23 protein-coding genes, 2 tRNA genes and 1 pseudogene are annotated in these 23,406 nt (G+C 58.4%); 13 read left to right on the top strand and 13 right to left on the bottom strand.

The window, feature by feature from the left end:
• Positions 1–459: 459 nt before the first annotated feature.
• The 5 genes from B2M20_RS09260 to B2M20_RS09285 all read right to left on the bottom strand — a co-directional run bounded on the left by B2M20_RS09260 (position 460) and on the right by B2M20_RS09285 (position 3,668).
• Positions 460–783, bottom strand: a complete 324-nt coding sequence (locus tag B2M20_RS09260) for a hypothetical protein (protein ID WP_079446768.1) — start codon at positions 781–783, stop codon at positions 460–462.
• Between the two features lie 352 nt (positions 784–1,135).
• A tRNA-Pro gene (locus tag B2M20_RS09270) sits at positions 1,136–1,212 on the bottom strand.
• Between the two features lie 98 nt (positions 1,213–1,310).
• Entirely contained in the window at positions 1,311–1,727 is a 417-nt protein-coding gene (locus B2M20_RS09275; RefSeq protein WP_374708836.1) for a DUF192 domain-containing protein, read from the bottom strand.
• 230 nt (positions 1,728–1,957) lie between these two features.
• Entirely contained in the window at positions 1,958–2,611 is a 654-nt protein-coding gene (locus B2M20_RS09280; protein WP_079447012.1) for a cold-shock protein, read from the bottom strand.
• A gap of 643 nt (positions 2,612–3,254) precedes the next feature.
• Entirely contained in the window at positions 3,255–3,668 is a 414-nt protein-coding gene (locus B2M20_RS09285; protein ID WP_079446771.1) for a hypothetical protein, read from the bottom strand.
• 330 nt (positions 3,669–3,998) lie between these two features.
• Here B2M20_RS09285 and B2M20_RS09290 point away from each other — a divergent pair, with 330 nt between their 5' ends.
• The gene (locus B2M20_RS09290) at positions 3,999–4,448 is read left to right on the top strand and encodes a VOC family protein (RefSeq protein ID WP_079446772.1); all 450 of its coding nucleotides are present in this window, start codon (positions 3,999–4,001) and stop codon (positions 4,446–4,448) included.
• An 848-nt stretch (positions 4,449–5,296) separates the two neighbouring features.
• Positions 5,297–5,371 (top strand) — tRNA-Glu (locus B2M20_RS09295).
• Positions 5,372–6,451: 1,080 nt separating this feature from the next.
• Here B2M20_RS09295 and B2M20_RS09305 read toward each other — a convergent pair.
• Positions 6,452–6,802, bottom strand: a pseudogene (locus B2M20_RS09305) (PRC-barrel domain-containing protein); the annotation flags it as partial.
• A gap of 616 nt (positions 6,803–7,418) precedes the next feature.
• On the opposite strand from B2M20_RS09305, the gene B2M20_RS09310 reads away from it, so the two are divergent.
• The 5 genes from B2M20_RS09310 to B2M20_RS09330 all read left to right on the top strand — a co-directional run bounded on the left by B2M20_RS09310 (position 7,419) and on the right by B2M20_RS09330 (position 10,466).
• Positions 7,419–8,144 (top strand): Crp/Fnr family transcriptional regulator, encoded by a 726-nt coding sequence (locus B2M20_RS09310; protein WP_079446775.1) that lies wholly within the window; start codon positions 7,419–7,421, stop codon positions 8,142–8,144.
• A gap of 532 nt (positions 8,145–8,676) precedes the next feature.
• Positions 8,677–8,799 (top strand): hypothetical protein, encoded by a 123-nt coding sequence (locus B2M20_RS20575; protein ID WP_274533960.1) that lies wholly within the window; start codon positions 8,677–8,679, stop codon positions 8,797–8,799.
• 104 nt (positions 8,800–8,903) lie between these two features.
• Positions 8,904–9,056: an aa3-type cytochrome c oxidase subunit IV gene (locus tag B2M20_RS09320; RefSeq protein ID WP_079446777.1), complete on the top strand. Its 153-nt coding sequence runs from the start codon at positions 8,904–8,906 to the stop codon at positions 9,054–9,056.
• 343 nt (positions 9,057–9,399) lie between these two features.
• Positions 9,400–9,936, top strand: coding sequence for a chromate transporter (locus B2M20_RS09325; RefSeq protein ID WP_244553477.1), 537 nt, complete (start codon positions 9,400–9,402; stop codon positions 9,934–9,936).
• The gene (locus tag B2M20_RS09330; RefSeq protein WP_079447013.1) at positions 9,933–10,466 is read left to right on the top strand and encodes a chromate transporter; all 534 of its coding nucleotides are present in this window, start codon (positions 9,933–9,935) and stop codon (positions 10,464–10,466) included. The genes B2M20_RS09325 and B2M20_RS09330 overlap by 4 nt, the downstream gene beginning before the upstream one ends.
• Before the next feature lie 224 nt (positions 10,467–10,690).
• On the opposite strand, the gene B2M20_RS09335 is transcribed toward B2M20_RS09330, so the two are convergent.
• Positions 10,691–11,098 (bottom strand): hypothetical protein, encoded by a 408-nt coding sequence (locus tag B2M20_RS09335; RefSeq protein ID WP_079446779.1) that lies wholly within the window; start codon positions 11,096–11,098, stop codon positions 10,691–10,693.
• Positions 11,099–11,441: 343 nt separating this feature from the next.
• On the opposite strand from B2M20_RS09335, the gene B2M20_RS09340 reads away from it, so the two are divergent.
• Entirely contained in the window at positions 11,442–12,398 is a 957-nt protein-coding gene (locus B2M20_RS09340; protein WP_079446780.1) for a hypothetical protein, read from the top strand.
• A gap of 116 nt (positions 12,399–12,514) precedes the next feature.
• Positions 12,515–13,246: a hypothetical protein gene (locus tag B2M20_RS09345; RefSeq protein WP_244553478.1), complete on the top strand. Its 732-nt coding sequence runs from the start codon at positions 12,515–12,517 to the stop codon at positions 13,244–13,246.
• A 297-nt stretch (positions 13,247–13,543) separates the two neighbouring features.
• Here B2M20_RS09345 and B2M20_RS09350 read toward each other — a convergent pair whose 3' ends face one another.
• Entirely contained in the window at positions 13,544–14,224 is a 681-nt protein-coding gene (locus B2M20_RS09350) for a phosphatase PAP2 family protein (RefSeq protein WP_079446782.1), read from the bottom strand.
• Between the two features lie 370 nt (positions 14,225–14,594).
• On the opposite strand from B2M20_RS09350, the gene B2M20_RS09355 reads away from it, so the two are divergent.
• Complete coding sequence (locus tag B2M20_RS09355; RefSeq protein ID WP_173815970.1) at positions 14,595–14,897, top strand: hypothetical protein; 303 nt, start codon at positions 14,595–14,597, stop codon at positions 14,895–14,897.
• Between the two features lie 330 nt (positions 14,898–15,227).
• Positions 15,228–15,806 carry an HdeD family acid-resistance protein gene (locus B2M20_RS09360; RefSeq protein ID WP_079446784.1) on the top strand — a complete coding sequence of 193 codons (579 nt, stop codon included), beginning with the start codon at positions 15,228–15,230 and terminating at the stop codon, positions 15,804–15,806.
• A gap of 81 nt (positions 15,807–15,887) precedes the next feature.
• Here B2M20_RS09360 and B2M20_RS09365 read toward each other — a convergent pair whose 3' ends face one another.
• From B2M20_RS09365 to epmA, 3 genes are all read right to left on the bottom strand, one after another.
• A complete protein-coding gene (locus B2M20_RS09365) occupies positions 15,888–16,148 on the bottom strand; it encodes a hypothetical protein (protein ID WP_079446785.1) in 261 nt (86 codons plus the stop codon).
• Positions 16,149–16,249: 101 nt separating this feature from the next.
• Positions 16,250–17,350 (bottom strand): lysine-2,3-aminomutase-like protein, encoded by a 1,101-nt coding sequence (locus B2M20_RS09370; RefSeq protein WP_079447014.1) that lies wholly within the window; start codon positions 17,348–17,350, stop codon positions 16,250–16,252.
• Entirely contained in the window at positions 17,347–18,390 is a 1,044-nt protein-coding gene (epmA, locus tag B2M20_RS09375) for an EF-P lysine aminoacylase EpmA (RefSeq protein ID WP_079446786.1), read from the bottom strand. The genes B2M20_RS09370 and epmA overlap by 4 nt, the downstream gene beginning before the upstream one ends.
• A 144-nt stretch (positions 18,391–18,534) precedes the next feature.
• On the opposite strand from epmA, the gene efp reads away from it, so the two are divergent.
• Together efp and B2M20_RS09385 are read left to right on the top strand one after the other, a co-directional pair.
• Positions 18,535–19,101, top strand: coding sequence for an elongation factor P (efp, locus tag B2M20_RS09380; RefSeq protein WP_079446787.1), 567 nt, complete (start codon positions 18,535–18,537; stop codon positions 19,099–19,101).
• 102 nt (positions 19,102–19,203) lie between these two features.
• The gene (locus tag B2M20_RS09385) at positions 19,204–20,424 is read left to right on the top strand and encodes a lytic murein transglycosylase (RefSeq protein WP_079446788.1); all 1,221 of its coding nucleotides are present in this window, start codon (positions 19,204–19,206) and stop codon (positions 20,422–20,424) included.
• Positions 20,425–20,469: 45 nt separating this feature from the next.
• On the opposite strand, the gene recJ is transcribed toward B2M20_RS09385, so the two are convergent.
• Positions 20,470–22,311: a single-stranded-DNA-specific exonuclease RecJ gene (gene recJ, locus B2M20_RS09390; RefSeq protein WP_079446789.1), complete on the bottom strand. Its 1,842-nt coding sequence runs from the start codon at positions 22,309–22,311 to the stop codon at positions 20,470–20,472.
• A 73-nt stretch (positions 22,312–22,384) separates the two neighbouring features.
• The gene (gene glpX / locus B2M20_RS09395) at positions 22,385–23,380 is read right to left on the bottom strand and encodes a class II fructose-bisphosphatase (protein WP_079447015.1); all 996 of its coding nucleotides are present in this window, start codon (positions 23,378–23,380) and stop codon (positions 22,385–22,387) included.
• Between the last annotated feature and the right edge of the window lie 26 nt (positions 23,381–23,406).

Consider the following 23,406-nt stretch of genomic DNA (forward strand, 5'->3'; position numbering starts at 1 on the left):
CTTTAGCAGCCAGCGAGGCACGCGCCCTGGGCGACATCATGTCGGAATCTATGGGCGGCATCATCTCGGAATGCCCGGGCGACTTCATCGGAATCCGCAACTGACGGCGGACGATCACGAAATATTGCATCCTTATTTCACGACGCTTTACGCCTAGACATCTTTAGGTTGCCTACGCTATATTTATATGGAAATAACGTGTGGAGCATCACAAATGTCCGACAATGCTTCCAAGTCTATCACTCCGACAACCGTCGCTTGTGCTCTCAAAAAGATTTGTCGGCTTTCGCAGGAATTGGAACGACATCCAAAGCTAAAGGTAATCTGGCAGACCGATAACGCTATAAAGTGGGTCAATTCACCGGAGTTGCAGCGGCCAAAGTAACGGGCCGCAACCCGCTCGGATCAATCCGGATCAAGGCGCGGCGCGGGATGATCTGCTCAAGCCTCAGCACATGTCTATTCGACGGCACCTGAATCGCTAAATTCAGTGCCGTTGCCCGCCAGAAGCTCTTTCAACTGGCTGCGCATCTGTTCTGCCTTGTCATGCGTAAGAGTAGCTATCGCTGTCTTATCGACCGCGATGACGATTTGCACGCCTACGTTCACGCATGAAATTCGGCCGGACGCGTCATTGACGCTTGTAAGCGCATTGCCCAATGCGGCTTCTAATCCCTCAGCTTCGACTAAGCCCAGTGTGAGCGGATCACCGCCGTCGACCGTAAGATCAACCGCCACATCCCCTTCGGATGGCCTCTTGGCTACAAGTGTCCAACTGCTCATTTGGCCATTCTTCCTCTGCTATTTCCCGAATGCTTTTAGGCCAGATGATGTCCAGTTTTCGCCCAAGGCCAGCTTGATCCCGTCTTTGGTCACGCACCCGACGAATGGGCACGGTTCATTGGCTTTGGATTGATTCAAAGCTGCTTCCCCGCCCTCTTCCTTCTGAGCAGCGTTCAGCCTTTGCTTCAATTCGACGGCTCTGCCCATCGTTGCCTTGAAACGTCGGGAGCTTCAAACCCGAACCGGGTCAAAGTTACGGAAACTGCCCCGGAGAACTGTTATGGATTGTAACTTTTTGCTATTCGAAAGTCGTCGTAAATTATTGATTTATTTTGATAAATATCAAACAAAATGGTCGGGGCAGCTGGATTCGAACCAACGACCTGCAGTACCCAAAACTGCCGCGCTACCAGGCTGCGCTATACCCCGATCTGCTGGGAAACGATGTCGTTACATGCTTCCGGCCGGCCCAGCAAGTCGCTCAGAGCCTTTCCGCTATTGTCAGAGCCTTTCCGCTATTGGCGGAATCAATGGCCATTAAAGAGCGGATGCGAGACCCGGTTACCGCGCGCGATGCCGTACTTTTTCGCAGTCCCTCCGATCACCTCGAGCACAGCTTTGGCCGGGCCGCGTGAAGAGATAATTCGGGTCGATAGCGGCTCGGTGTTCTCTGCGATCCGCAGGATGCGACCACTCGGGCCGATAAAGATCATGTCGAGCGGGATGTAGGTGTTCTTCATCCACATCGTCACCTGCTGCACCGGAGAAAAATCGAACAGCATACCCTGCCCGTCCGGCAGATGCTTTCGATACATCAATCCGGTGGCCTTCTCCTCGGGGGTTGTCGCCATCTCAACCAAGAACGTCCTTACGCCGGCTTGGGTTGCAATTTCCAGCGGCTGGAGTTCGGCTGCGTGGACGTAGGAGTCGTCCGGCGCGACCATGACAATCCAAGAGAACAGGGCGATCCATAGACCGGAGCGGAGCCACCCTAGACCGATATTCCGCAGTTGTAGCATCAGACAACCTGTCAGAACTATGATCACAATGCGTCTCGCCGCAAACCGCCGCCACCTGGAACAGCAGGCTTGTTGTGGGTGCAAAACACGATTTCCGGAAAGTCAGATCTCAAGCCATCCCCGCGCAACGCAGCTTTGGCGGTAGCTCCGCCGGATCAGTGCGAGGACACGCTGGGAGCACCGGTTTCCGGCTGAACTTCCGCCGCCATCATACCCTTGCTACCCGGCCCAAACCGAACCAGAACGAACTGTCCCGGCCGAAGCTCTGTTATGCCGAAGCGCCGTAGCGTTTCCATGTGGACGAAAATATCCGGCGTTCCCTCGCCGCGCGTCAAGAACCCGAAACCGCGCAGCCGATTGAACCACTTTACCTGCGCCCTCTCTAAGCCGCTGGTAGGCGTTATGCTGACGTGGGTCCGCGGCGGCAGCATCTGCGCCGGGTGAATCGCGGTGGACTCGTCCATCGAGGTGATTCGGAACGCTTGATAGCCCCTCGCCCGCTGCACGCAGTCACAGACCAGACGGGCCCCCTCATAAGCCGTCTGATAGCCGTCTCGACGAAGCACGGTGACATGCAAGAGCACGTCCGGCCAGCCATTATCAGGGACGATAAATCCGTAGCCTTTTGAAGCGTCAAACCATTTGATGACGCCGCTGATCTCGACGATGTTGGCGGGAGATTCCCCAAGCCCGGCGAAAGGCCCGGCACCCGACTCTCGATCTGTTGTTCCGGAAAAGTCCTTTGACCCTAAGTGATCGCTCACCGTCGGTCCCGCAAATTTCCTGGATTCAAAACCGTCCGACCCCATGACGCAGGCCCCCACACATTTTACTACGGTTGTCGTCTGTTCGACGACGTTATACACAACTGTATATATCCAAGCGAATCTTAGGAATCAAAAGATAACACTCTCGTTGGCGTCGCAAGACAAAAGATAAATTGACGACACCTATAAACAGACTTGCACACGCACGAATCAGTTACTCACGGGTTTTTGATCCTCATCTGATTGCCGATCAGGTTCGGCCCTAACGAGCATCCAATCCGTTGTGGGCAGTTTTCATCTAATAAGAAGCCAGACGTTTTGCAGAAACATCGCAGGATAATTCACTGGACCGGTGCACGCGCGAATAGTTCCCTGCGCCAAGACGTTTCCAAATAGCCACAAGCTGGCCCCGTGTCCGTGATTGTTTTGAATCTTTTTTTGGAAATTCTCCAAATTCAAGGGACGCCCAACGACAACGACCTAAATCCACACGCACGAAAAAAAACAAAAAATTATTGGCTCTAAAATGAAGCATCGCAGCAGGTCCAGCGTCATTCTATTCGCGAAGAGGCCGCGAATAGACCGCTTCGCTGCGCACCGATTAACCGTCAAGGCGACGAAATCCTGCGGTGCATCCGTTGTCCCGGAGAGATTCCATCTCGATCTCTCCGGGGGTCAACTCAGATCACCAGCGTCGATGACCACCCCCATAATACCCACGGCCTCCACCACCCCAACCGCGACCTCCATAGTACGCGCGGCCTCCGCCCCAACCACCGCGATAGCCCCAACCACGGCGATAGCCCCAACCACCGCCATAATAACCGGGTCCCCACCCGCCATAATAGGCCGGACCGCCCCAGCCCCAACCACCGCCATAGCCGGCGCCGTAAATGCCCGGTCCATAGCCATAGTATGGACCGCCGCCGTAGTAACCGTACGGTCCGTAATACGAATTCGCCATTGCGCCCGCTGCCAGAGCGCCGACGGCAAGACCGACTCCGAGGCCCGGTCCAAATCGCTGAGCCTGAGCTGGCAGCGATATAACGGCGCTGCCGAGCGTTGCCACGGTCGCAATCATGATCAACTTCTTCTTCATGTCGCTATCCTCTCACCAAAAATCGACGCAATAACGCGCGTCTATTTGACTTGGTTCTATTTAACTTGGTTGCAATGACGTTGGACTTGGACACATCCTAATTCTCAGGAATTATGGTTTATGCCGTTTTTGCGTTAGCTAACGAGCAAGCCGCTGAAAGAGTTCCACTAACGTGGAAAAAGGGCGCTTAATTGGCGCTCCGCTCATCGGAAATTGCGCGCAAAAAGCGACCGCCCCGATCTGGTTTTGCTACGATGTATCAACAAGCAGGCACCCGCCTGCTGTCTGGACCCACCGCTCATCTCATGCGTCTTCAGGAGACAGTCACACATGCGCTACCTTCACACCATGCTGCGCGTGCGCAATCTCGAGGTCGCGCTGAAGTTCTATGTCGAAGCGTTGGGACTGAAAGAAGTCCGTCGCGTCGATAACGACAAAGGCAGATTCACGTTGGTTTTCCTGTGCGCCCCCGACGACGAGGATCTGGTGAAACAGTGCAGAGGCCGCGGCGCACCGCTGGTCGAATTGACCTACAACTGGGCCGAGGAGACGTACGGCGAGGACCGCTTTTTCGGTCACCTCGCCTATGAGGTCGACGACATCTATGCCACCTGTGAACGATTGATGAAGCTCGGGATCACCATCAATCGCCCGCCCCGCGATGGCCAGATGGCGTTCGTCCGCTCCCCAGATCTGCACTCGATCGAGCTGTTGCAAAAGGGTGATGCTCGCCCGTCGGCCGAACCGTGGAGCTCGATGCCAAACACCGGTCATTGGTGAGAAGTTCAGAGCGGCGCTACTGTGCCTGATCGTGCTTTCGCGCGATTGCAACGAAACATCACCGCGCGACCTCGTACAGCCCTTACTGTTCGGCCCTGTAGCAGGCGGGAACGATCGTGCGCAGTTCACGTTCTCCTTAACGTATATGACATTCAAGGAGACGGCGGATGGGAAAGGGACTTTTGCTCTGGCTGATTGGCGTACCGATACCGGTGATACTTCTGCTGTGGCTATTCTTCGGTAGCTGAACGCGCACGCCAGACCTTCGTTGAAGGCCTCGCTTTAGCGAGGCTTTTTTTACCGTACGCCGGGACGTTGCGACTACGAATGCGCTTCGCAACGGCGCATCCGTTCGACGCAGCACCAGCACCATATGGATGCCAATCCTGCTGCCGCTGACATATGCGCAACTTGACGATCCCTCAGATCCAGATAACCCCTGTGCGTATCCTCGGCACGCTTTTCGCGCGCGGATGGTCTCGACTTCTTGATCGGCTATCTCCGTTGGTGATGAGCGAACCGCGCCCCTGCGCCCACGTGGAAAAGCCAATGACCGACACCCCTGCCCATTATTTTGGATGCTCCATTGGACGGGTAGCTCGTGTTGGACGGGTAGGTTCGTGTGGGGCTCGCCTTTCAGTCGAAGTGGGACCCGGCGCAACCCGGTCCCCACGGTGGAGATGCTTGCTCCTCCGGGAAAACGCCACTATACGTTTCGCGACTGCAGCCGGTCGGTTCATGTCGGCCGGAAACTCCGTCTGATCAGATCAATATAGGATATTGATTTGACGGTAGGATCGCAGCGGATTGAGACTGAAACGACGTGCGATTTGCCGCCGAAAAGTTCAGCTCCCTTCGTCTATCGGTTAGGACGCCACCCTTTCACGGTGGAGAGAGCGGTTCGATTCCGCTAGGGAGCGCCAAAGGCCATTTCTCCCCCAGCTCCTAGCGCCGGTGTCTAATCATTTCCCTCGCGGACCTTACCGGTCCCACTCAGGGCGGTGGCTTCGCGGACGGGCCACGGGGAAACTGCTCTCGCAGCCATCACGCGCTACCATTCGCGTTTGTCACCTTTCGATTGCTTGAAGGGCAAATCTAAATCATACGAAGTTTCAATTGTCGGCGCGGGATGGTCATCAGGATGTACAGCCAAGCATACTTTAAACGACCATCGCTTTCACTATCGCAATAATATTCGCATTCTTATTGACGCACCCGCTTCAGCTATTGCTATCGGCGTTTGACTTAAATCTTAGCGGTGCAAGCCTCCTCCTCACGAAGGGTAGCTATCTATTTTATATCGAGAACCACTTGAACGGTTACGGCACGGAGTTGGATTTCTGGCTTCTCGAAATATTTGCCTGGCTTGCGCTTGCGGTTTGCTGCGGGCGGATTGTGGCTGGACTGTTGTCACCGCAGCTAATCAAGAGCTTTGGCAGCATAGTCGAGGGACTTCGAAAGTCCCATCGTTCATTTAGAGTATTGGTAGCGTCCAACGTGGTCATGGGCCTCGTGGGAATGATAGGCGCGTTGAACGCTAGCTCGGCGTATCACGCTAATCTGATGCGAGCCTTGATGCTCGCGTATCCACGAGTTTACATCTGCCTAAGCGCGATAATGTTTTGCTGGGCGTCGACATTTTTCGGAGAAGGAATATTGCTTCTCCGATACGTTCTGACCAAAAAGTGAGCCACCCGTATTGGAAAGCATAAGAATCCCGTGGAACGCCTCCGGGTCTCACCTCAGGCCAACATCTTGAAACGGCTCAGTCGTCTAGCTCCGCTAGGGAGCGCCAAAGGCCATTTCTCGCCTCAGCTCCTAGCGCCGGTGTCTAATCATTTCCCTCGCGGACCTTACCGGTCCCACTCAAGGCGGTGGCTTTGCGGACGGGGTACGGAGAAAACTGCTCTCGCAGCCGTCACGCCCTACCATTCGCGTTTGCTACCCTTAAAAATAGAGCCCGCAGCCTCACCAACCTTACCAAACCAGTGCTTGTCAGCAGAAAGGACTTCCTCGTTGTAGTAGTCGTCCAGTTCTGCGTACCTGGCGTTCCAATCGAAGATGGTCTCGGTACCGTGTTTCGGAGCGCCGTGCAGCCGGTTCTCGCTGATGTCGGAACGGTAACCGCCAAGCTCGGAATCAAATCGCAGCAGCTTCCAGGGGACCGGGAAATGGTCTTTGCCGATACCGAGAAATCCACCGAAACTGAGGACAGCGTAAGCGATTTCCCCGCTGGTCTTGTCGATCATGACACTTTCGATTTTACCAATCTTCTTGTTCTCAGCGCCGTAGACAGCTTTCCCCGACTCTTTATCGCTGGCGGTCAGATGGCCAGTTTCGTGATCGTTACTCATGGACATGCTCCTTTGCACAAGCATGTGCTGAGTAGACTAATCCGCCGACTGACCGTTCGTTCCCTATTTGGTCGGCCTGTCGCAGGGGTAAGGTCGCCTGCGAGTTTTTCGACGGGAAGTTTCGATAGGGTTGGTTCCCTGATGGCTAAACGGGGCGCTGCACTTGCACCCGGTCAGCCACGCGTATTGGAAAGCACAAGAATCCCGTGGAACGCCTCCGGGTCTCACCTCAGGCCAACGCCTTGAACGGCTCAGTCGTCTTGGTCCGCTAGGGAGCCGCCAATGATTTCAATAGGCTAGCTCGACAAGCCCGTTTCGTCTCCAATGGATGGCCAATAAACCGCTGTGTACACTTCTCACGGCACTGGCCATTGTCGAGCTAGCGATATGCAATGGGCGTTGCCGTTTACTGGTCGTCAGCTCAGAAATCGCTCGCGTGCAATCACCGCTCGTCGCTCAAACTATTCAGATTGCGGTAGCGCAACAATTCAGGTTCGCCTTTGCGCGATCGCAAAGACAGAAAGATTTATGGGATGCAGGATCCGTCCGGAGAACCGACAGCTGAAAAGAGACGGTGTCTCGGCGCTGCAGACGATTATCCTCAAGCTAGAGCAGTATGAACCCGCCCCGGAAGGACATCCATAACTCTAATGTGCCGAAGCTCTGTCGGAGCTGTGATGTACGGCACAAGGGTATGTGCGGCGCGCTCAATGCCGACGAATTGGTGAATTTCGCCAAATTCACGCGTGTCGTAAAGGTATCCGCCGGCGAGGTTCTCTTACAGGAGCAAGGACCGATCAGATCCTATGCCAATGTCATGCGCGGCGTGCTCAAGCTGACCAAGACTCTGGCCGATGGTCGCCAACAAATCGTCGGACTTCAATTCGCGCCCGATTTCGTCGGACGACTTCATCAAGAGGAGAGTTTTGTTCGGGTCGAAGCCTGTTCGGATGTTGAGATCTGCAGCATAACCAGGAGCGCGCTGCGGAAGATGCTCGAAGAAAATCCGGCCCTCGAAGCAAAACTGCTGCACCAAGCCCTTCGCGAGGTCGATCAGGGTCGCGAGTGGATGCTGGCGCTTGGACGCAAGACGGCACGCGAAAAGGTAGCCAGCTTTCTTATGATGATGGTTCGGCAGATCGATCCGTTTGCAGGAGGCGACGGCGTCACGGCTTTCGATCTTCCGCTTTCGCGCGCCGAAATTGGCGACTTTCTCGGCTTGACGATTGGAACGGTTTCGCGCGAGCTCACGCGGCTGCGGCGAGCTGGAGTGATTCAAATTTCCTCGCACCGCCACATCGACATTCTGGATCTCGAAGCGCTTCGCCAATGTGTCGGTTAAACGGAACGGTCCTCGCGCGGGAGCCTTATATGGCGCCATAACCCGCCTTGGTCTCGTGAAGGAGCATGGGTCGAAACGGCGGCCGGTTATCGCCCGCATCAGCTTCTATCGAGCCGTTCATGACGCTGCGCCGCCGCCGATCGGTGAGCGGCGGTCGACACGGTTCAAGGTAAGCGAGCCGCAGCCGAAAAAGAAAGGCCCAGCGCCGTGAAGCGTCGGGCCGAGTCAGAGAAGGAACGGGCCCAGGGCGGGCCTGGATATCGCCGGGGTCTCTACCGGCAATTCACTCGTTTAACATGCCTGCTATTTTTATAGTTTGTTCTAGATCAATAAGGCGCTGCGCCCACTCCAGCGCCAAGCCGAACCCCAGCATCAGCAACGCCGCAGCGCATAGTGCGAAGAGATATCCATTCCTGGGTCTGACCGCCCGGAGCATCTGTGTGAGAGAATAACGGCGTCTTTGCGCTAGATGAAAAACATGCGCGTGATTGAATGTATTCTTGGCTTGTCGAAAGCAAAACGGGAGATCGACATGCCAACCGACACAATCATTGTGACCGCATTCGTTGCCGGCGTCATAGCCATATTCTCGCTAGCTTTAGCTTATGGCGAGCGTCAGACCGAGAGCCGCCGGCGCGAACACCCGCCAGCGTAAGCTCGCAGAACTGCATGAATTGGCGGTGACCGCGGGCAGGTATATCGGTCTCACCGGTCACCGTCGTGAGAGACGCAAGATCAACCGTAACTGGGAAGCTTGACATGTCTGATCATGGCGAATTGACGTACTCGACTGCGGAAGGAATGGATTATCCGGCGCACGAGGAAACGTATAAGTCCTTCATCAAATTGGGGACGATCGGTGCCGCGGTTGTGATCACCGTCGTTGTGTTGTTGGCGATTTTCCTCCTCTAATCCCTTCGCCCCATTCAAAACCCGCCGGAGCCCCCGCACCGGCGGGTTTTGCGCACCGAAAACTAATCCGCGCCGCGCAGCCGCTTCATCGTGAACTCGATCTCGACGACCGGCAGCTCCAGGGAGCGCCAACGGCTAACTTGCCCTTTGTTTTCCTTAGCGCCCTACCCCTCGCGTTTGTGACCGCTGAATAGCCGTAGCTTGAAACCCACCGGGAGTTCTGATTAGTTTGTGCATGCCTCACGGCCTGCCGTAAGCAGGTGTGAAACTCTCCGGCACGACGGAAACGGGCTTGTCTTAATCTGGCGTACTAGGCGCCCAAGCGGTCGTGTCGTGCATGTCGATGAATCAACCAACACTCAAGCAACTCGCTGGTGTTTTCGCGCGCTATGCCAACTTCACGCTCGGCGGAGGAAGCGCGACAACGGCCGTCATACACAGTGAGGTCGTTGCAAAACGGCGATGGATTAGCGAAGAGCAATTCGCGCTGTCATTCGCCCTTGGTCGGCTAACGCCCGGCACCAATGTTCTTGCCTTCTGTGTCGGTGTCGGCTGGATGTTGCGACGATGGTCCGGTGCGGTAGTGACGTTGCTGGCATCCTCCATCCCCTGCACTTCGTTCGTGGTGATCATCACCATTCTATTTTCCCAATGGCAAGAAAACGCATTCGCTCAGGCGGCGATCAAGGGCGCGGTTGCAGCGGCCGTCGCGGTTACGGTGAAGACGGTTTGGACCATCGCGCATCCGTACTTCAAGACGGGTAAACGACTGCGCGTGATCCTGATTGGTGCGAGCGCGTTCCTTTTGAATGTTGTCGTCGGCATCTCGCCCATTTACGTGCTGGTCATCGCCGCCGTCGTGGGATGCTTCCTGCCATGAATATACTGGTGCTTTATCTTGTGCTCTTGAAGGGCACGGTGACCTCCTTTGCAGGACTCGCGTCGTTGCCGGTCATCCAAGAGGCACTGGTGAATCACTATCATGTCCTTACCAATGAGCAGCTCAACGAAGCCGTCGTCATTACCCGCAGTTCGCCGGGACCTGTCGGACTCTATATCGTGAGCGTCGGATATTTTGCGGCAGGGATTCCGGGGGCCGTCGCTGGATGGCTTGCTATGATTACGCCTGCGCTCCTCATCATTCCGCTGGTTCACTTCGTGGGCTGCAGAATGGAACACTCACGCGTCAAATCGATCTTGCAAACGGTTGTGATCGCGAGTGCTGGGCTACTGTTAGCTGCGGCGATTCCGCTGGGGCATGACGGCTTGACAGGTCCCATTACCATCGCCATTGCGGCTGTCTGCTTCGTTCTTTTGCTGGCGACGAAACTCGATACGCTATGGATGATGCTTGGAGCCGCGCTGATATCGCTTGCTGCGTCGTCTGTAGGGTTGGTCGCCTATCTCTGAAGCTAAACCAGGATGCTGTACTGGCACCCCGAATGCTTTCGGGTCTCATTTCAGGCGAACATCCTGAAACCGCTTAATCTCCTGGTCCGCTAGGGACTGCGGCCCTTAAGTCTCGCCGATTCATTTGGTGACGCCAGCTGAGATGCCTTGAGGTCCGCACGCAACGCTACTGTCATAGACATGACCAACCACCATCGTTCGCCACCATGTTGCCGTCCGGACAGTCACATCGGGCAGCGAAAATATGGCGTTTCCACCGGTACCGGCTCCTTTGAGCTAAGTGTGATCTTGTTTTCTCCGGAGATTTTCACGTCGAACTCCATGTCCGATACCGCGATGCCGTCCGAGCACGCTGCAATCACTCGCACATCCCGCCCGTCATCGTGCAATGATTTGATGGTGCATTTTTGAAATGTGCCGGTTATTTGCTTTCCATGAACGATTATACCGCCCGCGTGGAGATCAGCATCTTGCTTGAAAGCAAGCTTGTTATTCTTTTTGGTAAATATGTCACCGCAGGTCGAGGAATCAATCGCCCAAGCTCCGTTCAAATCCGCAGCCTCTGTCGAAGCCGATTGCGCAACGAGCAATACTAACAGCGCTAACAGCACCAACGGGTTGATGGTTCTCATGCAACTCTCCGATCTACTGGTCAGTTGGCTATCCAGCACCCGACGTGACCTTTGCCGATCATCGGAGTGCGATAGCGGACCTTTTCGTTGATCTAAGTCAATAAACTGTAGCGTCATCAGTTTCGCTAGCTGTTGCGGGCCCCAATTGCGCCACCGATGATTGACGCGCGCGTAGCCGTAACCCGCCTCCCCGATTTCGCACTATAGTATGCACAGCATAACTGCATTTCATATGCGCGCGTAGTCTTCCCCCGACAATCATACAGTGAGGCGTGGATGTTGATTTCTGATAGGTTGACAGTTTCTATATGGGATAGGGATCGGCTCCGCTGGACGAGGGACGATGAAAATCACGCTGGACATTTCCAAGCTTGTTGAGGAAGGCAAGCTAACGAGCGAGGAAGCCGAAAAGCTCACGAAGCTCGCTGCACATGATACAATCTCTCTCGGCATCAACATCCTCGTCGGGTTCGCTGTCGTCGCTATTGCGGCGGGTGCGGTCGCGCTGGCGCCTGCGCCGTTGACGGCGATTAGCTTCGGGCTCACACTTTTTGTCGCAGGTTGCGTAATTGCGCTTAATCGCGTGCAGCATTGGATGATTTTCGGGCAGATTTGCCTTGTCATCGGCGCACTGATGTTAGGCGGCGGCGCTATCGCCTATCGTGCCGACCTCCTTGCCACCATGCTGATTGTCACGGGTGTTTTCTGCCTCGCAGCTATCATCGCTCGCTCCAGCCTCTTGATGGCGCTGGCGGTGCTGGCCGCTTCGGCTTGCCTGGGAGCACGCACGGGTTATAGCCACGCCAGTTATTCGCTAGCCATTTTCGAACCGACGCTCACCGTGGTCGTGTTTTCTATGGTGGCCCTGATCGCGTATCGAGCCTCGCGACGTCTGCCAGCCGAATATGCGCGGCTCGCGGTCACAGCCGCGCGAACCTCGCTGCTGTTGATCAATTTCGGCTTCTGGATCGGCTCACTATGGGGCGATCCACTGATGCTGATACGTTCGCTCGCTGCCAAGGACGTATCCTCGACGCTCATGACCAAACCCGTCATTCCGGCCATGGCATTCAGCGTGATGTGGGCGGTGGCATTGCTCGGTGCTGGATTCTGGGCCGTTCGGGCAAATCGACGCTGGTTGGTCAACCTCGTCGCCGTCTTCAGCGGTATTCATTTCTATACTCAATGGTTTGAGCGACTCGGGGCTACGCCGTTGTCGGTGCTGCTGGGCGGGCTGGTGATGCTGGCAAGCGCCCTCGCGCTTTGGTTGTTTAACCGACGTGTCGCAAATAGTTCGTAGCGGGTTGCGACGCGCCTGAACTGCTTCAGCTAGCTTAAGAAGCGCTCGATGATGTTGTGCTTCTTGTTGAGACTGGCGTCGTAAGATGCCGTTCTTTTCAGTTTCGCTTTGGCGGAATGACGACGGTAGCTTGCACTGCGTCCGAGGGCGAAGTTCCTGGATGGAACACCGTCGCTCTTTCTGGTCTTTTCGAAAATGCTGCGATGAGCAGACAGACCTCCGCAGACGCCGCCAATGGATGCGTGCGCCCCTGTACAAAATGTCGCAGCTCAGTCATACTTGGTAACTGGCTCGAAGGGAGACAACGCAACGTAAGCAATGCAACGTTAGCAACGCAAGGAGGCAACGTGATGAATGAACACGACCGCTCCAATCAGTTGATCGGGGGCATAGCCGTTATCTGCGTGATGTTTTTCGGCAGCATGGCCTTGGTATGGAGCAGTACCGGCCGGCTTACGAGCGAAGCGAAGGCGGCACCCGCCCCTGCACACCAGGCTGCGCCGCACGCCGATGCAACCGCCGGACTTGAACAACGCTTGCTCCTCCTCGAAGCCAAGATGAAGGCTCCGCCAACATCTGATGCTCAGCTCGATGCTAGGATCAAGGGCCTGGAGTCTCAGATCGCGGCCGTACAAACTAAGTTGGGCGCTTTCTCTGCGTCGGATTTCGATACTCTCAAGAGGAAGGTTGCCGAGACGGAAAATCCTGAGTCCATCAAGACGACCGTAGACGCTCTTCAAGCGGACGTAGGAAAGCTGAACACACGTCTCGATCAACTTTCGGAGCACGCTGCTTCTGCGTCTGCTCCGGAGACGAAACACAGTTCGCGGAAGTCGCACTCGAAATAAAACAGACGGGGCGGAGTTTGGCGCCGGGCTGTGACATACGGGAAATCAGGGCAACGGCGTACCTGTCGCTGTGTTGTTCCGTTGGCCTCCCGTGTGTAGCGGCTCGCTTAGGCCAGTGTCACCAAGCGCAGCCATGATGTCGTGAACTGACGGCTCCTGCGCGGCTGGAGCCGGCCTATCGTTTTGCCCAAGCAAAACTCTATAGCGTTTTCGAGCGAAGTGGATACCGGTTCGCGTGAAGAAAACGCGTCAAAAAAATGGAGTTCCGCTTCTGATGCCGCCGGAAGCGGAAGGGCTCTAGGAGTGAAGCATTCGCGCAAACACCTTTCCGAGGGCTTGCAAGCTCGGGAACAGGTCGAACGCTTCGGCCAAAAAAATGAATAAGAGTGCGTGAACAATATACAGACGGCCTTCGAACCACGTGAGCGCGCGTTCAAACAGGCCCTTTGGGTATGGAAGCGTGGCAAAAAGGAAAACGGTCGCCGGTCCAAGAATAAACGCCCCAAGAATGTCGCTTGGATAGTGGAGCCCGACAATGATCCGGGGAATCGCGACTATCGCCGCGACCCAAACAAAGCAGAACAGCCCGACCCACCGCTTTTCTACAAAAACCACAGCAGCGAGACTAAAAAACAAGGTCGCTGTGTCGCTCGGAAACGAATTCGTTCGGTCCCATGGTGTTCGCGGAATGACAGTATCCAGAGGAATTGCCAAGTCCAGAATTGGACGTATGTGAACTGCGGTGTGAAACTGTGACCAAACAGAAAGCATTGTCGCCAAACAGACCGCCAGCAGCCCGGCTAGCATACGACCGCGACGCTCCGGCTGATCACCGGAAAACCACAGGGCGACAAGAGAAAAGAACACCGGAAATCCCCTGAAAAGCGAATTGTTCGCGAGGTCCCAGAGGTTGTTGCTTCCTCCACCGAATGCGTTGAGCGTGAGCAGAACTTCTCTATCGAGACCCGTAATTGTCATAGTCAATAATTCATCGCATCAATTGAAACGGTGATCAGAACGAACGCAAAGCTACAATTTCCACGGCCCTGCTATTACGTGCAATCCGCTGCCGGTCAATAAAACAATCACGGTTGGCGGGTCGCTTCTAAACATTCCTTTTCCCCTTCAGTAAGCCTTCTTGCGAACGTTGGAATCGAGGATCACCCGCGTGTTGCTGTGCCTCACCCAGCGCCGTGAATGCTCATTAACCTTTGATTAACCAGAATCCGTCGACGCTTTCTCAGTCTCAATTCCTTCCTCCGCTGACGAATCGAAATCAGCGGATGATGGGTTCGGCTCTCGTTCTTTATTGCGGCTAAATGCAGCCGCGCAGAGTGAGGATTTTTTGATGGCTGATAGCGATAGCACCATCGCATGGCACCGCGCTCAATTGAAAAAGCATCGCGAAGCTCTGCGTGACATTGAGGTTCGCCGTTTCCGCTTTGGTGAAACCGCGGATCCGCGAGTGCGCGTCGAGACGCTGCGGATAGCGGCTAACCTACGGCGCAAGCTCACCGTCTCAGAGAAGGTCATCGGCGCTTACGAGAAACTTACACGGCGTCCGCTGACGACAGATTTTCGCAGTCTTGCCAACGTTCAGTGGAGCAATTGGAACAGTGCGCCCTGTAACGGAGAGGGTGTGCAGGTCTGAACGGCGACGTCTTGGTACGGATTGCCTGCCCCGTAAAGCAGGCTGGTTTGACCATGGCACCGTGCCGGTCGGGATTCCGGCTGCTGGTGATGAAGTTGGCATCTGCGTTCTCGGGTATCCTTTTCTAGTGGCGGGGACGAGCCGCGATCTCCGGCAAGTCCGACCATTGCTTCCTGGAGCCTTTCCGAAGGTCGCATTGATCAACGCGTCGTGAGATGACGCGAACTTTTGAACCGCGCAGCAGTCGGCATTTTTTGCTGCTTTTGGAGCCGTCGCGCGTTAAGCTGGTGCCCCGAGGGATGCGCGTTTCCGTTTCATGGAGCCCAGCCAATGACGACCCCTTCCCAAGATTTCGAACGCCTTCAGTTGAAAGTGAGCACGGAAGTCCGCGAGCATTGGAAGGCCTTCCTTTTCGAAGGCATCCTGCTCGTGCTTCTGGGGTTGGCTGTCATCGTCGTGCCACCCATGGCGAGCCTCGCCATCACGATCTTCCTCGGTTGGCTGTTTCTCGTTGGCGGCGTCGTCGGACTTGTCGCTACCTTCTGGGCACGAGGGATGCCGGGCTTTTGGTGGTCGTTGCTCTCGGCTGCGCTGTCGATTCTCGTCGGCATCCTGCTGGTGGTGCAGCCCGTACAGGGTATGTTGACGCTGACAATCTTGCTCGGCGCCTACTTCCTCGCCGAGGGTGCCGTCACGATCATGTACGCTCTTGAACATCGCCGCGAACTCTCGCTGCGGTGGGGCTGGCTGCTGACCGCGGGAGTGATGGACATCATCATAGCTGGCATTATCATCGTCGGCCTCCCGGGATCGGCGGCCTGGGCCATCGGGTTGCTGGTCGGCCTCAATATGATATTTGGCGGTACCACGTTGATTGGAATGGCGCTCGCCATGCGGAATGCGCGTTAGAGCGTTTTGCCTTCTGACAGACGTCAGATGAAGGCGCCAATCCGCAAACCTGATTACGTTACGAAATTCGACCCAGCTGCATCAGCAGCCGCGGCAGATGCTTTTAATCTTGCGTTTGAGGGCAGCATCCGCCGGATCGACCGGTGTCGGGTTCTCCGTGTCCGCCCTCTCCGGCGGCAAGTCGCTCGGGCGCGGCTGGCGATGACCGATCGGCGCGTCGTAACGCGAGGACTTGTCAACGCTTGAACCTGGTGACGACCCGTCCCTCGCTTGATACTGCCCAAGCGCCGCGGGCGCACCGACCAAGACCCCAAAAGCCGCCAACGCGATGATCTTGTTCATTTCGCTGCCTCCAACGTCCGAGATCGGCCTGTCAAGAACGGTTGAGAACGCGCAAACGTTCCGTGATTGATCCGTGACAAGCCAGCCGAACAGACGAACCTCTACAATACCGGCGGATAAAGGTGAACGCCGCCACAATAGTCGGTAATACGATAACGCAATTTTGGACCATGTTCACCTTCCCCGGATATTAAATCTGAGCGCGATAGATAATCCGGTCCCACAGGCACCTTTCCGTGCCCGCCGGGAATATCGAGAACATAATCCGGCTGACACAAGCCGGACACGCGACCACGTAGCGCACGCATTAAAACCTGGCCTTTTTCCAGGGTGGTTCGCAGATGTGCGGTGCCCGGCGCGAGATCCCCGTGATGCAGATAGTATGGCTTGATGCGGCATTCGACGAAGGCGCGCATCAGCGTCTCCAGCGTTGCTGCGTCATCGTTGACGCCGCGCAGCAGCACCGACTGGCTGACCATGGGAATGCCAGCGTCGACAATCCGCGCGCAGGCCGACCGCGCCGCCGCGGTCAGTTCGCGCGGGTGATTGGCGTGCAGCGCCAGCCATGTCGTGGCGCCGTCCGTCCGCAGGGCCGCCGCCATCTCGTCAGTGACCCGAGCGGGATCGGCCACCGGCACGCGCGTATGGACGCGGACGACCCTGACGTGATCGATTGCGGCAAGTTCGCCCATGATTTCGGCCAGCCGCCGCGGCGACAGCATCAGCGGATCGCCGCCGGTCAGGATCACTTCCCAGACTGCCGGATGCGACCGGATGTAATCGAGCGCGCCCGCGGTTGCGGATTTCGATAGCGCAGTTTCCTTGGCAGGTCCCACCATCTCGCGACGGAAGCAGAACCGGCAGTAGACAGCGCAGACGTGAACGAGCTTGAGCAGCACCCGGTCGGGATAACGATGAACGATGCCGTCCACCGGGGAATGGGCGTGATCGCCGATCGGGTCGGCGCGTTCGCCCGGTTGTGCAGCCAATTCATTGGCGCTTGGGAGATATTGCCGCGCGATCGGATCATCGGGATCGGTCGGATTGATCAGGGCGGCGACGTGCGGCGTGATCGCGATCGCATAGCGCGCGGCAACCTTCTCGAGATCGGCCAGCCCTGATGCGGGCGCGAGGCCATGGGCGATCAGGTCTTCCGGCCGCCGTAATGTCGAAACGACGCTCCTGTCGGTCTTGACGCTCATGCATCCTCCGCGGGCGGCGCCCATACTACCTGATCGATTCTCGACGCTCCGCTTGCCAGCATCACCAGCCGATCCAAGCCCAGCGCCACTCCGCCCGCTTCCGGCATTTGGGCCACGGCCGCAAGAAAATCTTCATCCAGCGGATAGCGCTCGCCGTAGCGGCTTTGCTTGTCGTTCATCGCTTGCACGAAACGGATGCGCTGTTCTGCGGCGTCGGTCAATTCGCCAAAGCCGTTCGCAAGCTCAACGCCGCAGGCATAGATCTCGAAACGCTCGGCGACACGGTTGTCGGACGGACTGACGCGCGCGAGCGCGGCTTCCGGCGCGGGATATTCGAATAGCACCGTCAACCGGCCCTGCCCGAGATGGGGCTCGACATGCTCGACCAGCACCTTGCTGAAGATATCCGACCAATTATCGTCGTCCGTGATCCGCACCTTCCCCTGCGCCGCCGCAGCCAGGGCCGGGCGGTCACCCTCGCGGCCGATGACGGTACTCAGGAGGTCGATCCCCGCGAAGCGGTCGAAAGCGGCGGCGACCGTCAACCGCTCCGGCTCGACGAACGGATCGGCCTGCCGGCCGCGAAATGAAAATCTCGGAATCCCGGTCGCTTGCGCCGCAATGGCGATCACGGCGATACAGTCGGCTATGACGACGTCATAGGAACTGCCAGCGCGATACCACTCCAGCATGGTGAATTCGGGCAGATGCAGCACGCCATGCTCGCGATCCCGAAACGCCCGCGCGAACTCCACGATCTTCTGTTCACCGGCCACCAGCAGCTTCTTGCAGGCGAATTCCGGGGAAGTGCGCAAGTGGCGCGTGACTCGGTCGCCGCCCGGCATCGTCAGCGTGGTGTTGAGCGCGTGAAGGTGGGTTTCGTTGCCCGGCGACACCTGCAAAACGCCGGTTTCGACCTCTACGAACCCCCGCGTGTCGAACCAGGCCCGCAGCGCCTTCGTCACGGTCCTGCGCGCTTCCAGAAACGGCCTCCGGTCCGCGTGCCTTGCCCGGTCCCACCAGGGTGAAATCCGATTCATCCATCCTCAGCAATCGACCGGAATTAGCCGCAACCCACTGGCGCGAGCGAACCAAATCAGTATGTTGCGGCCCGAAGCCGCCTCAACGGCCGCAGGACGCCCCCGTCCGGACCGGTCTCGAGCCAAACCTTAGGAAATCCAGCCGTGAGAGTCATCGCCAGTTCTATTCGCAAGGGCAACGTCATCGAGCAAGACGGCAAGCTCTACGTGGTCCTCACCGCGGAGAACATCCACCCCGGCAAGGGAACCCCGGTCAGCCAAATCGAGATGCGGCGGATCAGCGACGGCGTGAAAATTTCCGAGCGCTACAAGACCACAGACCAGGTCGAACGCGCCACCATCGAGGATCACAACTTCACGTTCCTCTATGAAGACGCCGACGGCTTCCACTTCATGAATGCGGAGACCTACGATCAGGTTCAGGTGCCTAAGGAGGTCGTGGGCAACGCCGCGCCCTACCTGCAGGAAAACATGGTGGTGAAACTGTCCCTGCACGACATGGTGCCGGTGGCGATCACGCTACCGCAGCGGGTGACGCTCGAAGTGGTCGACACCGAGCCGGTCACCAAGGGGCAGACCGCCTCCTCATCCTACAAGCCCGCGGTGCTGTCGAACGGCGTCCGCACCGGCGTGCCGCCCCATGTCGGCGTCGGCACGCGGATCGTGGTCATGACCGAGGACGGCTCTTACGTCGAGCGCGCCAAGGACTGACAACCTAACAAGCACTGATCCCGAAGGCTGTCCGAGGAGTCGAGGTTCCCGCAACGCAATGAGGCTTTGCTGCGGGGTGCTTCCCTCCGTTATGCTCGTTGCATGACAATCCTCGATTCTCACATCCGGCTCAGCCGGCGCAGCGCGCTGCAATGCCTTGGAGCGTTGGCAGCGCTTGCGCCCTTCCCCGCTCTTGCCGCCCCGCCTCAGGGCTTCGAGCCATGGCGCGACGGCTTTCGCGCCCGCGCGCTGGCAAAGGGCATCTCAGACGCGACTTGGAGCCGCTGCATGGGCCGGATCGAGCCGGACATGAGCGTGTTCAAGCAGATGCGCAACCAGCCGGAGTTCCACGAAAAGACCTGGCAATACATCAACCGTCGCGTCTCGGACTGGCGGATCACCGCAGGCAAGGAGGCGCTTCGGAAGAACGAGGCACTGTTCGCGCGGATCGAACACGATTTCGGCGTCGAGCGCGGCACACTGCTGGCACTGTGGGGGGTTGAATCCGCGTTTGGCGATCCGCTGGTTCAGAAGAACCACATGCGCCCGGTGTTTCCTTCACTGGCAGCGCTCGCCTGGAATGAACCACGACGGCGCAGCTATTGGGAAACCGAACTGATCAATGCATTGCGCATCGTGAACAAGGGTTGGAGCACGCCCGAAGAGATGCGCGGCTCATGGGCCGGCGCGATGGGACACACCCAATGGATGCCCGAGGTCTGGCTCAACGTCGGCATGGACTACGATCACGACGGCCGGGTCTCGCCATTTGGAAAACCCGACGACGCGCTGGGCTCGACCGCGCGCTATCTGGTCAACCGTGGGAAATATCATCGCGGCGAACATTGGGGTTATGAGGTGCGCGCACCCGGCGGCGCGAGCGGCAGCCGCAGTTATGCCGCGTGGGCGGCGGCCGGCGTGCAACGCGCCGACGGCAAGGCGTTTCCGCAGCCGAATGCATCGGCCAAACTCTGGGTCCCGGAACCGGGCGGCCCGGTGTTCCTGCTTGGGCCGAATTTCTACGCGGTTCGCAGCTATAATCCGTCGATGAACTATGCATTGGCAATCTGCCATCTCGGCGATCGCATTCTCGGGGCGTCGCCTTTCCTTCATCCATTCCCCGGTTCGGAACGTGCGCTCACGCTCGCGGAAGTGCAGGAAGTGCAGACGCGCCTGACCAAAGCCGGATTCGATACCGGCGGCACCGACGGCCGCGTCGGCAACGACACCATGAAGGCAGTGAAGGATTTTCAGACCCGCGTCGGATTGCCGACCGACGGCTATGCCGGACTCGAGGTGCTTGGACGACTGCGCGCACAATAACCTGGCGCCTTGCCCTCCAACGATTGCGGTCAGCGCAACAATCGATCAGCGAATAACCGCTGGCCCGGGATCGGGCGTCGCCACATCCACCACGCGCAACTGCACACGCTCCGCGCCCTGCCAGCGGTCCACTGCCAGCGATCCCGCCACATGCAGCGGTTGTCCCCGCATTTGCGCTAGCGTGTTGCCGAGCGGCTGGCCGACCGCGCGAAACGCGATGCCGTTTACGATAGCCCCGTCTCCGGATTTGAATCGCAACCGAAGATGCGCCTGCCCGACCTCGTCGGCATGGATCAACTGGTGCGACGGCAACGCCACCACCGGCTCGGGGTTGCCCGCGCCGAACGGTCCCGCGCGATTGAGTGTCGCCACGAACTCGGGCGTCGCCGCCCTCGCGCTGACCGCGCCATCAATGAAAAGCTCGCGGACGTGGCGCGACCGCGCGACATCGGCAGCGAGCGCTGTTTCCATGTAGGCGCGGAATTCCGCGAGCCGTTCTTTCCGAAGCGTGACGCCGGCCGCCATGGCGTGGCCGCCGCCCTTGAGCAGAACGCCGTCTGCCACGGCCCCCCGCACCGCCTTCCCGAGATCGACGCCGCCGATGGAACGGCCCGATCCGGTTCCGATGCCGCCCGGCTCCATCGCGACAACGAAGGCCGGTCGGGAAAACTTGTCCTTCAGCCGCGACGCGACGAGACCGACCACGCCCGGATGCCAGCCCTCGGACGCCGTGACGATGACAGATCCTTTGTCCTCGAGACCGAGCGAGGCCAGCGCCTCGGCTTCGGCCTGCGCTTCGGCCGCCTGCTCGATCACGCGGCGCTCGGTATTGAGGCGATCGAGTTCGGCGGCGATCCGCGCAGCTTCCGAGACATCGCCTTCCAGCAGCAGCCGCACGCCGAGATCGGCGCGTCCGATGCGGCCGCCGGCATTGATGCGCGGTCCCAGCATGAAACCGAGATGCCAGGCTTCCGGCGGACCGTTCAGCCGCGCCACGTCCATCAGCGCGGTATGGCCGACATGATCGCGGCGGCGCAGCGCGATCAACCCCTTCGCGACGAAGGCGCGGTTGAGGCCGGTCAGCGGCGCGACATCGGCGACCGTGCCGAGCGCGACATGATGCAGCATGTTCAGGAGATCCGGCTCCGGCCGCTCGTCACCCCAGAAGCCGCGCTGGCGCAGCTCGCGGTTCAACGCGACCAGCGTCACCAATACGAGACCGACGGCGGCGAGATGTCCGAGCCCGGAAAGATCGTCCGGCCGGTTCGGATTCACCAGCGCCTCGACCTCGGGCAGGTCGTCGCCACATTGGTGATGGTCGATTACGACGACCGACATGCCCCGCTGTCTTGCGACCGCCAGCGGCTCGATGCTCGTGGTGCCGCAGTCCACGGTCACCAGCAACGTCGCGCCCCTGCCCGCGAGCGCGTCGATCGCATCGACGTTCGGACCATAGCCTTCGAAAATGCGGTCCGGGATATGGATTAGCGGATCGAGGCCGCAATGTCGCAGATGCCAGGCGAGAAGCGCCGCAGAGGTCGCGCCGTCGACGTCGTAATCGCCGAAGATAGCAACCTTCTCGCCGCGCATCGCGGCATCTGCGAGCCGCTTGGCGGCCGCCTCCATTTGCGTCACGGTGAACGGATCGGGCATCAGCCGGCGGATGGTGGGGTCGAGAAAATCCTCAACGGCATCGATTTCGACGCCACGTCCGGCGATCACCCGCGCCAGCATTTCCGGTAGCCGATGGCGCTGAGTGATCGCCAGCGCGCGCGCCGTGCCGCGCGGATCGAGGCGATCACGCCACAGACGGCCGGTCGCCGAATGCGACACACCGAGAAAGGCATCAGGCGCTTCGATCGGCAACGCGGAGGCTGGCAAGGTCATGATGTCGTCCGTGCCTTGCGAGAATATAGAAAGCAGGGGCGACAGCGTAGCCTCTCCCCGCCATGAGCATGACTCAGTCCAGGTCGAACTTGTCCAATTGCCGGTGTGCGGCCTTGATACGGCGCACCGTTCCGCTCACCGAGCGCATCACCACCGTGTCAGTCTTGATCACGTCTTTGCCGAACCGGACACCCGACAGCAGCGAGCCCGTCGTCACGCCTGTAGCGGCAAACAGGCAATCGCCTTTCACCATATCCTCGATCTCGTATTTCTTTCTCGGATCCTTGATCCCCATTTTCAGGGTACGCTCGCGGAGCACCTCGCTGTCGATAATGAGACGGGTCTGCATCTGGCCGCCGATGCAGCGGAGCGCCGCTGCCGAAAGCACGCCTTCCGGCGCGCCGCCGCTACCGAGATAAATGTCGATTCCCGTTCGCGGCTCCGCGGTGTGAATGACGCCGGTGACGTCCCCGTCGCTGATAAGGCTCACCGCGGCGCCGAGTTTGCGAAGCGCGGCGATCTTCGCCGCATGGCGCGGCCGGTCAAGCAGGATGGCAGTGATGTCAGTCGGCTTGACGCCCTTGGCCTTGGCCAGATTGATGATGTTTTCTTCGACCGGCGCGTCGAGATCCACCGTGCCCTTCGGATAGCCGGGACCGATCGCGATCTTGTCCATGTAGCAGTCCGGTGCGTGAAGCAGCGTGCCGCTTTCGGCCATCGCGATGGTGGCGATTGCGCCCGGCATGTTCTTGGCGCACAGCACAGTCCCCTCGAGCGGATCGACGGCGATATCGACCTGGGGGCCGCGTGTGTTGCCGACTTTCTCACCGATGAACAGCATCGGCGCCTCGTCGATCTCGCCCTCGCCGATCACGACCGTGCCGTTGATCGGCAATTTGTTGAGTTCGCGTCGCATCGCATCGACCGCAGCCTGATCGGACGCCTTTTCCATGCCGCGCCCGCGCAGCCGCGCCGCCGACACCGCCGCCCGCTCCGTCACGCGCGCGATCTCGAGCGTCAGGAGGCGCTCGCGCACCTGCTCCGGCGGGACGGAATTCTGTGTCGGCATCGTCTCAACTCCCTCGGGCAGCGTGG

This window comes from Nitrobacter vulgaris, assembly GCF_002028545.1.
Lineage (GTDB): Bacteria > Pseudomonadota > Alphaproteobacteria > Rhizobiales > Xanthobacteraceae > Nitrobacter > Nitrobacter vulgaris.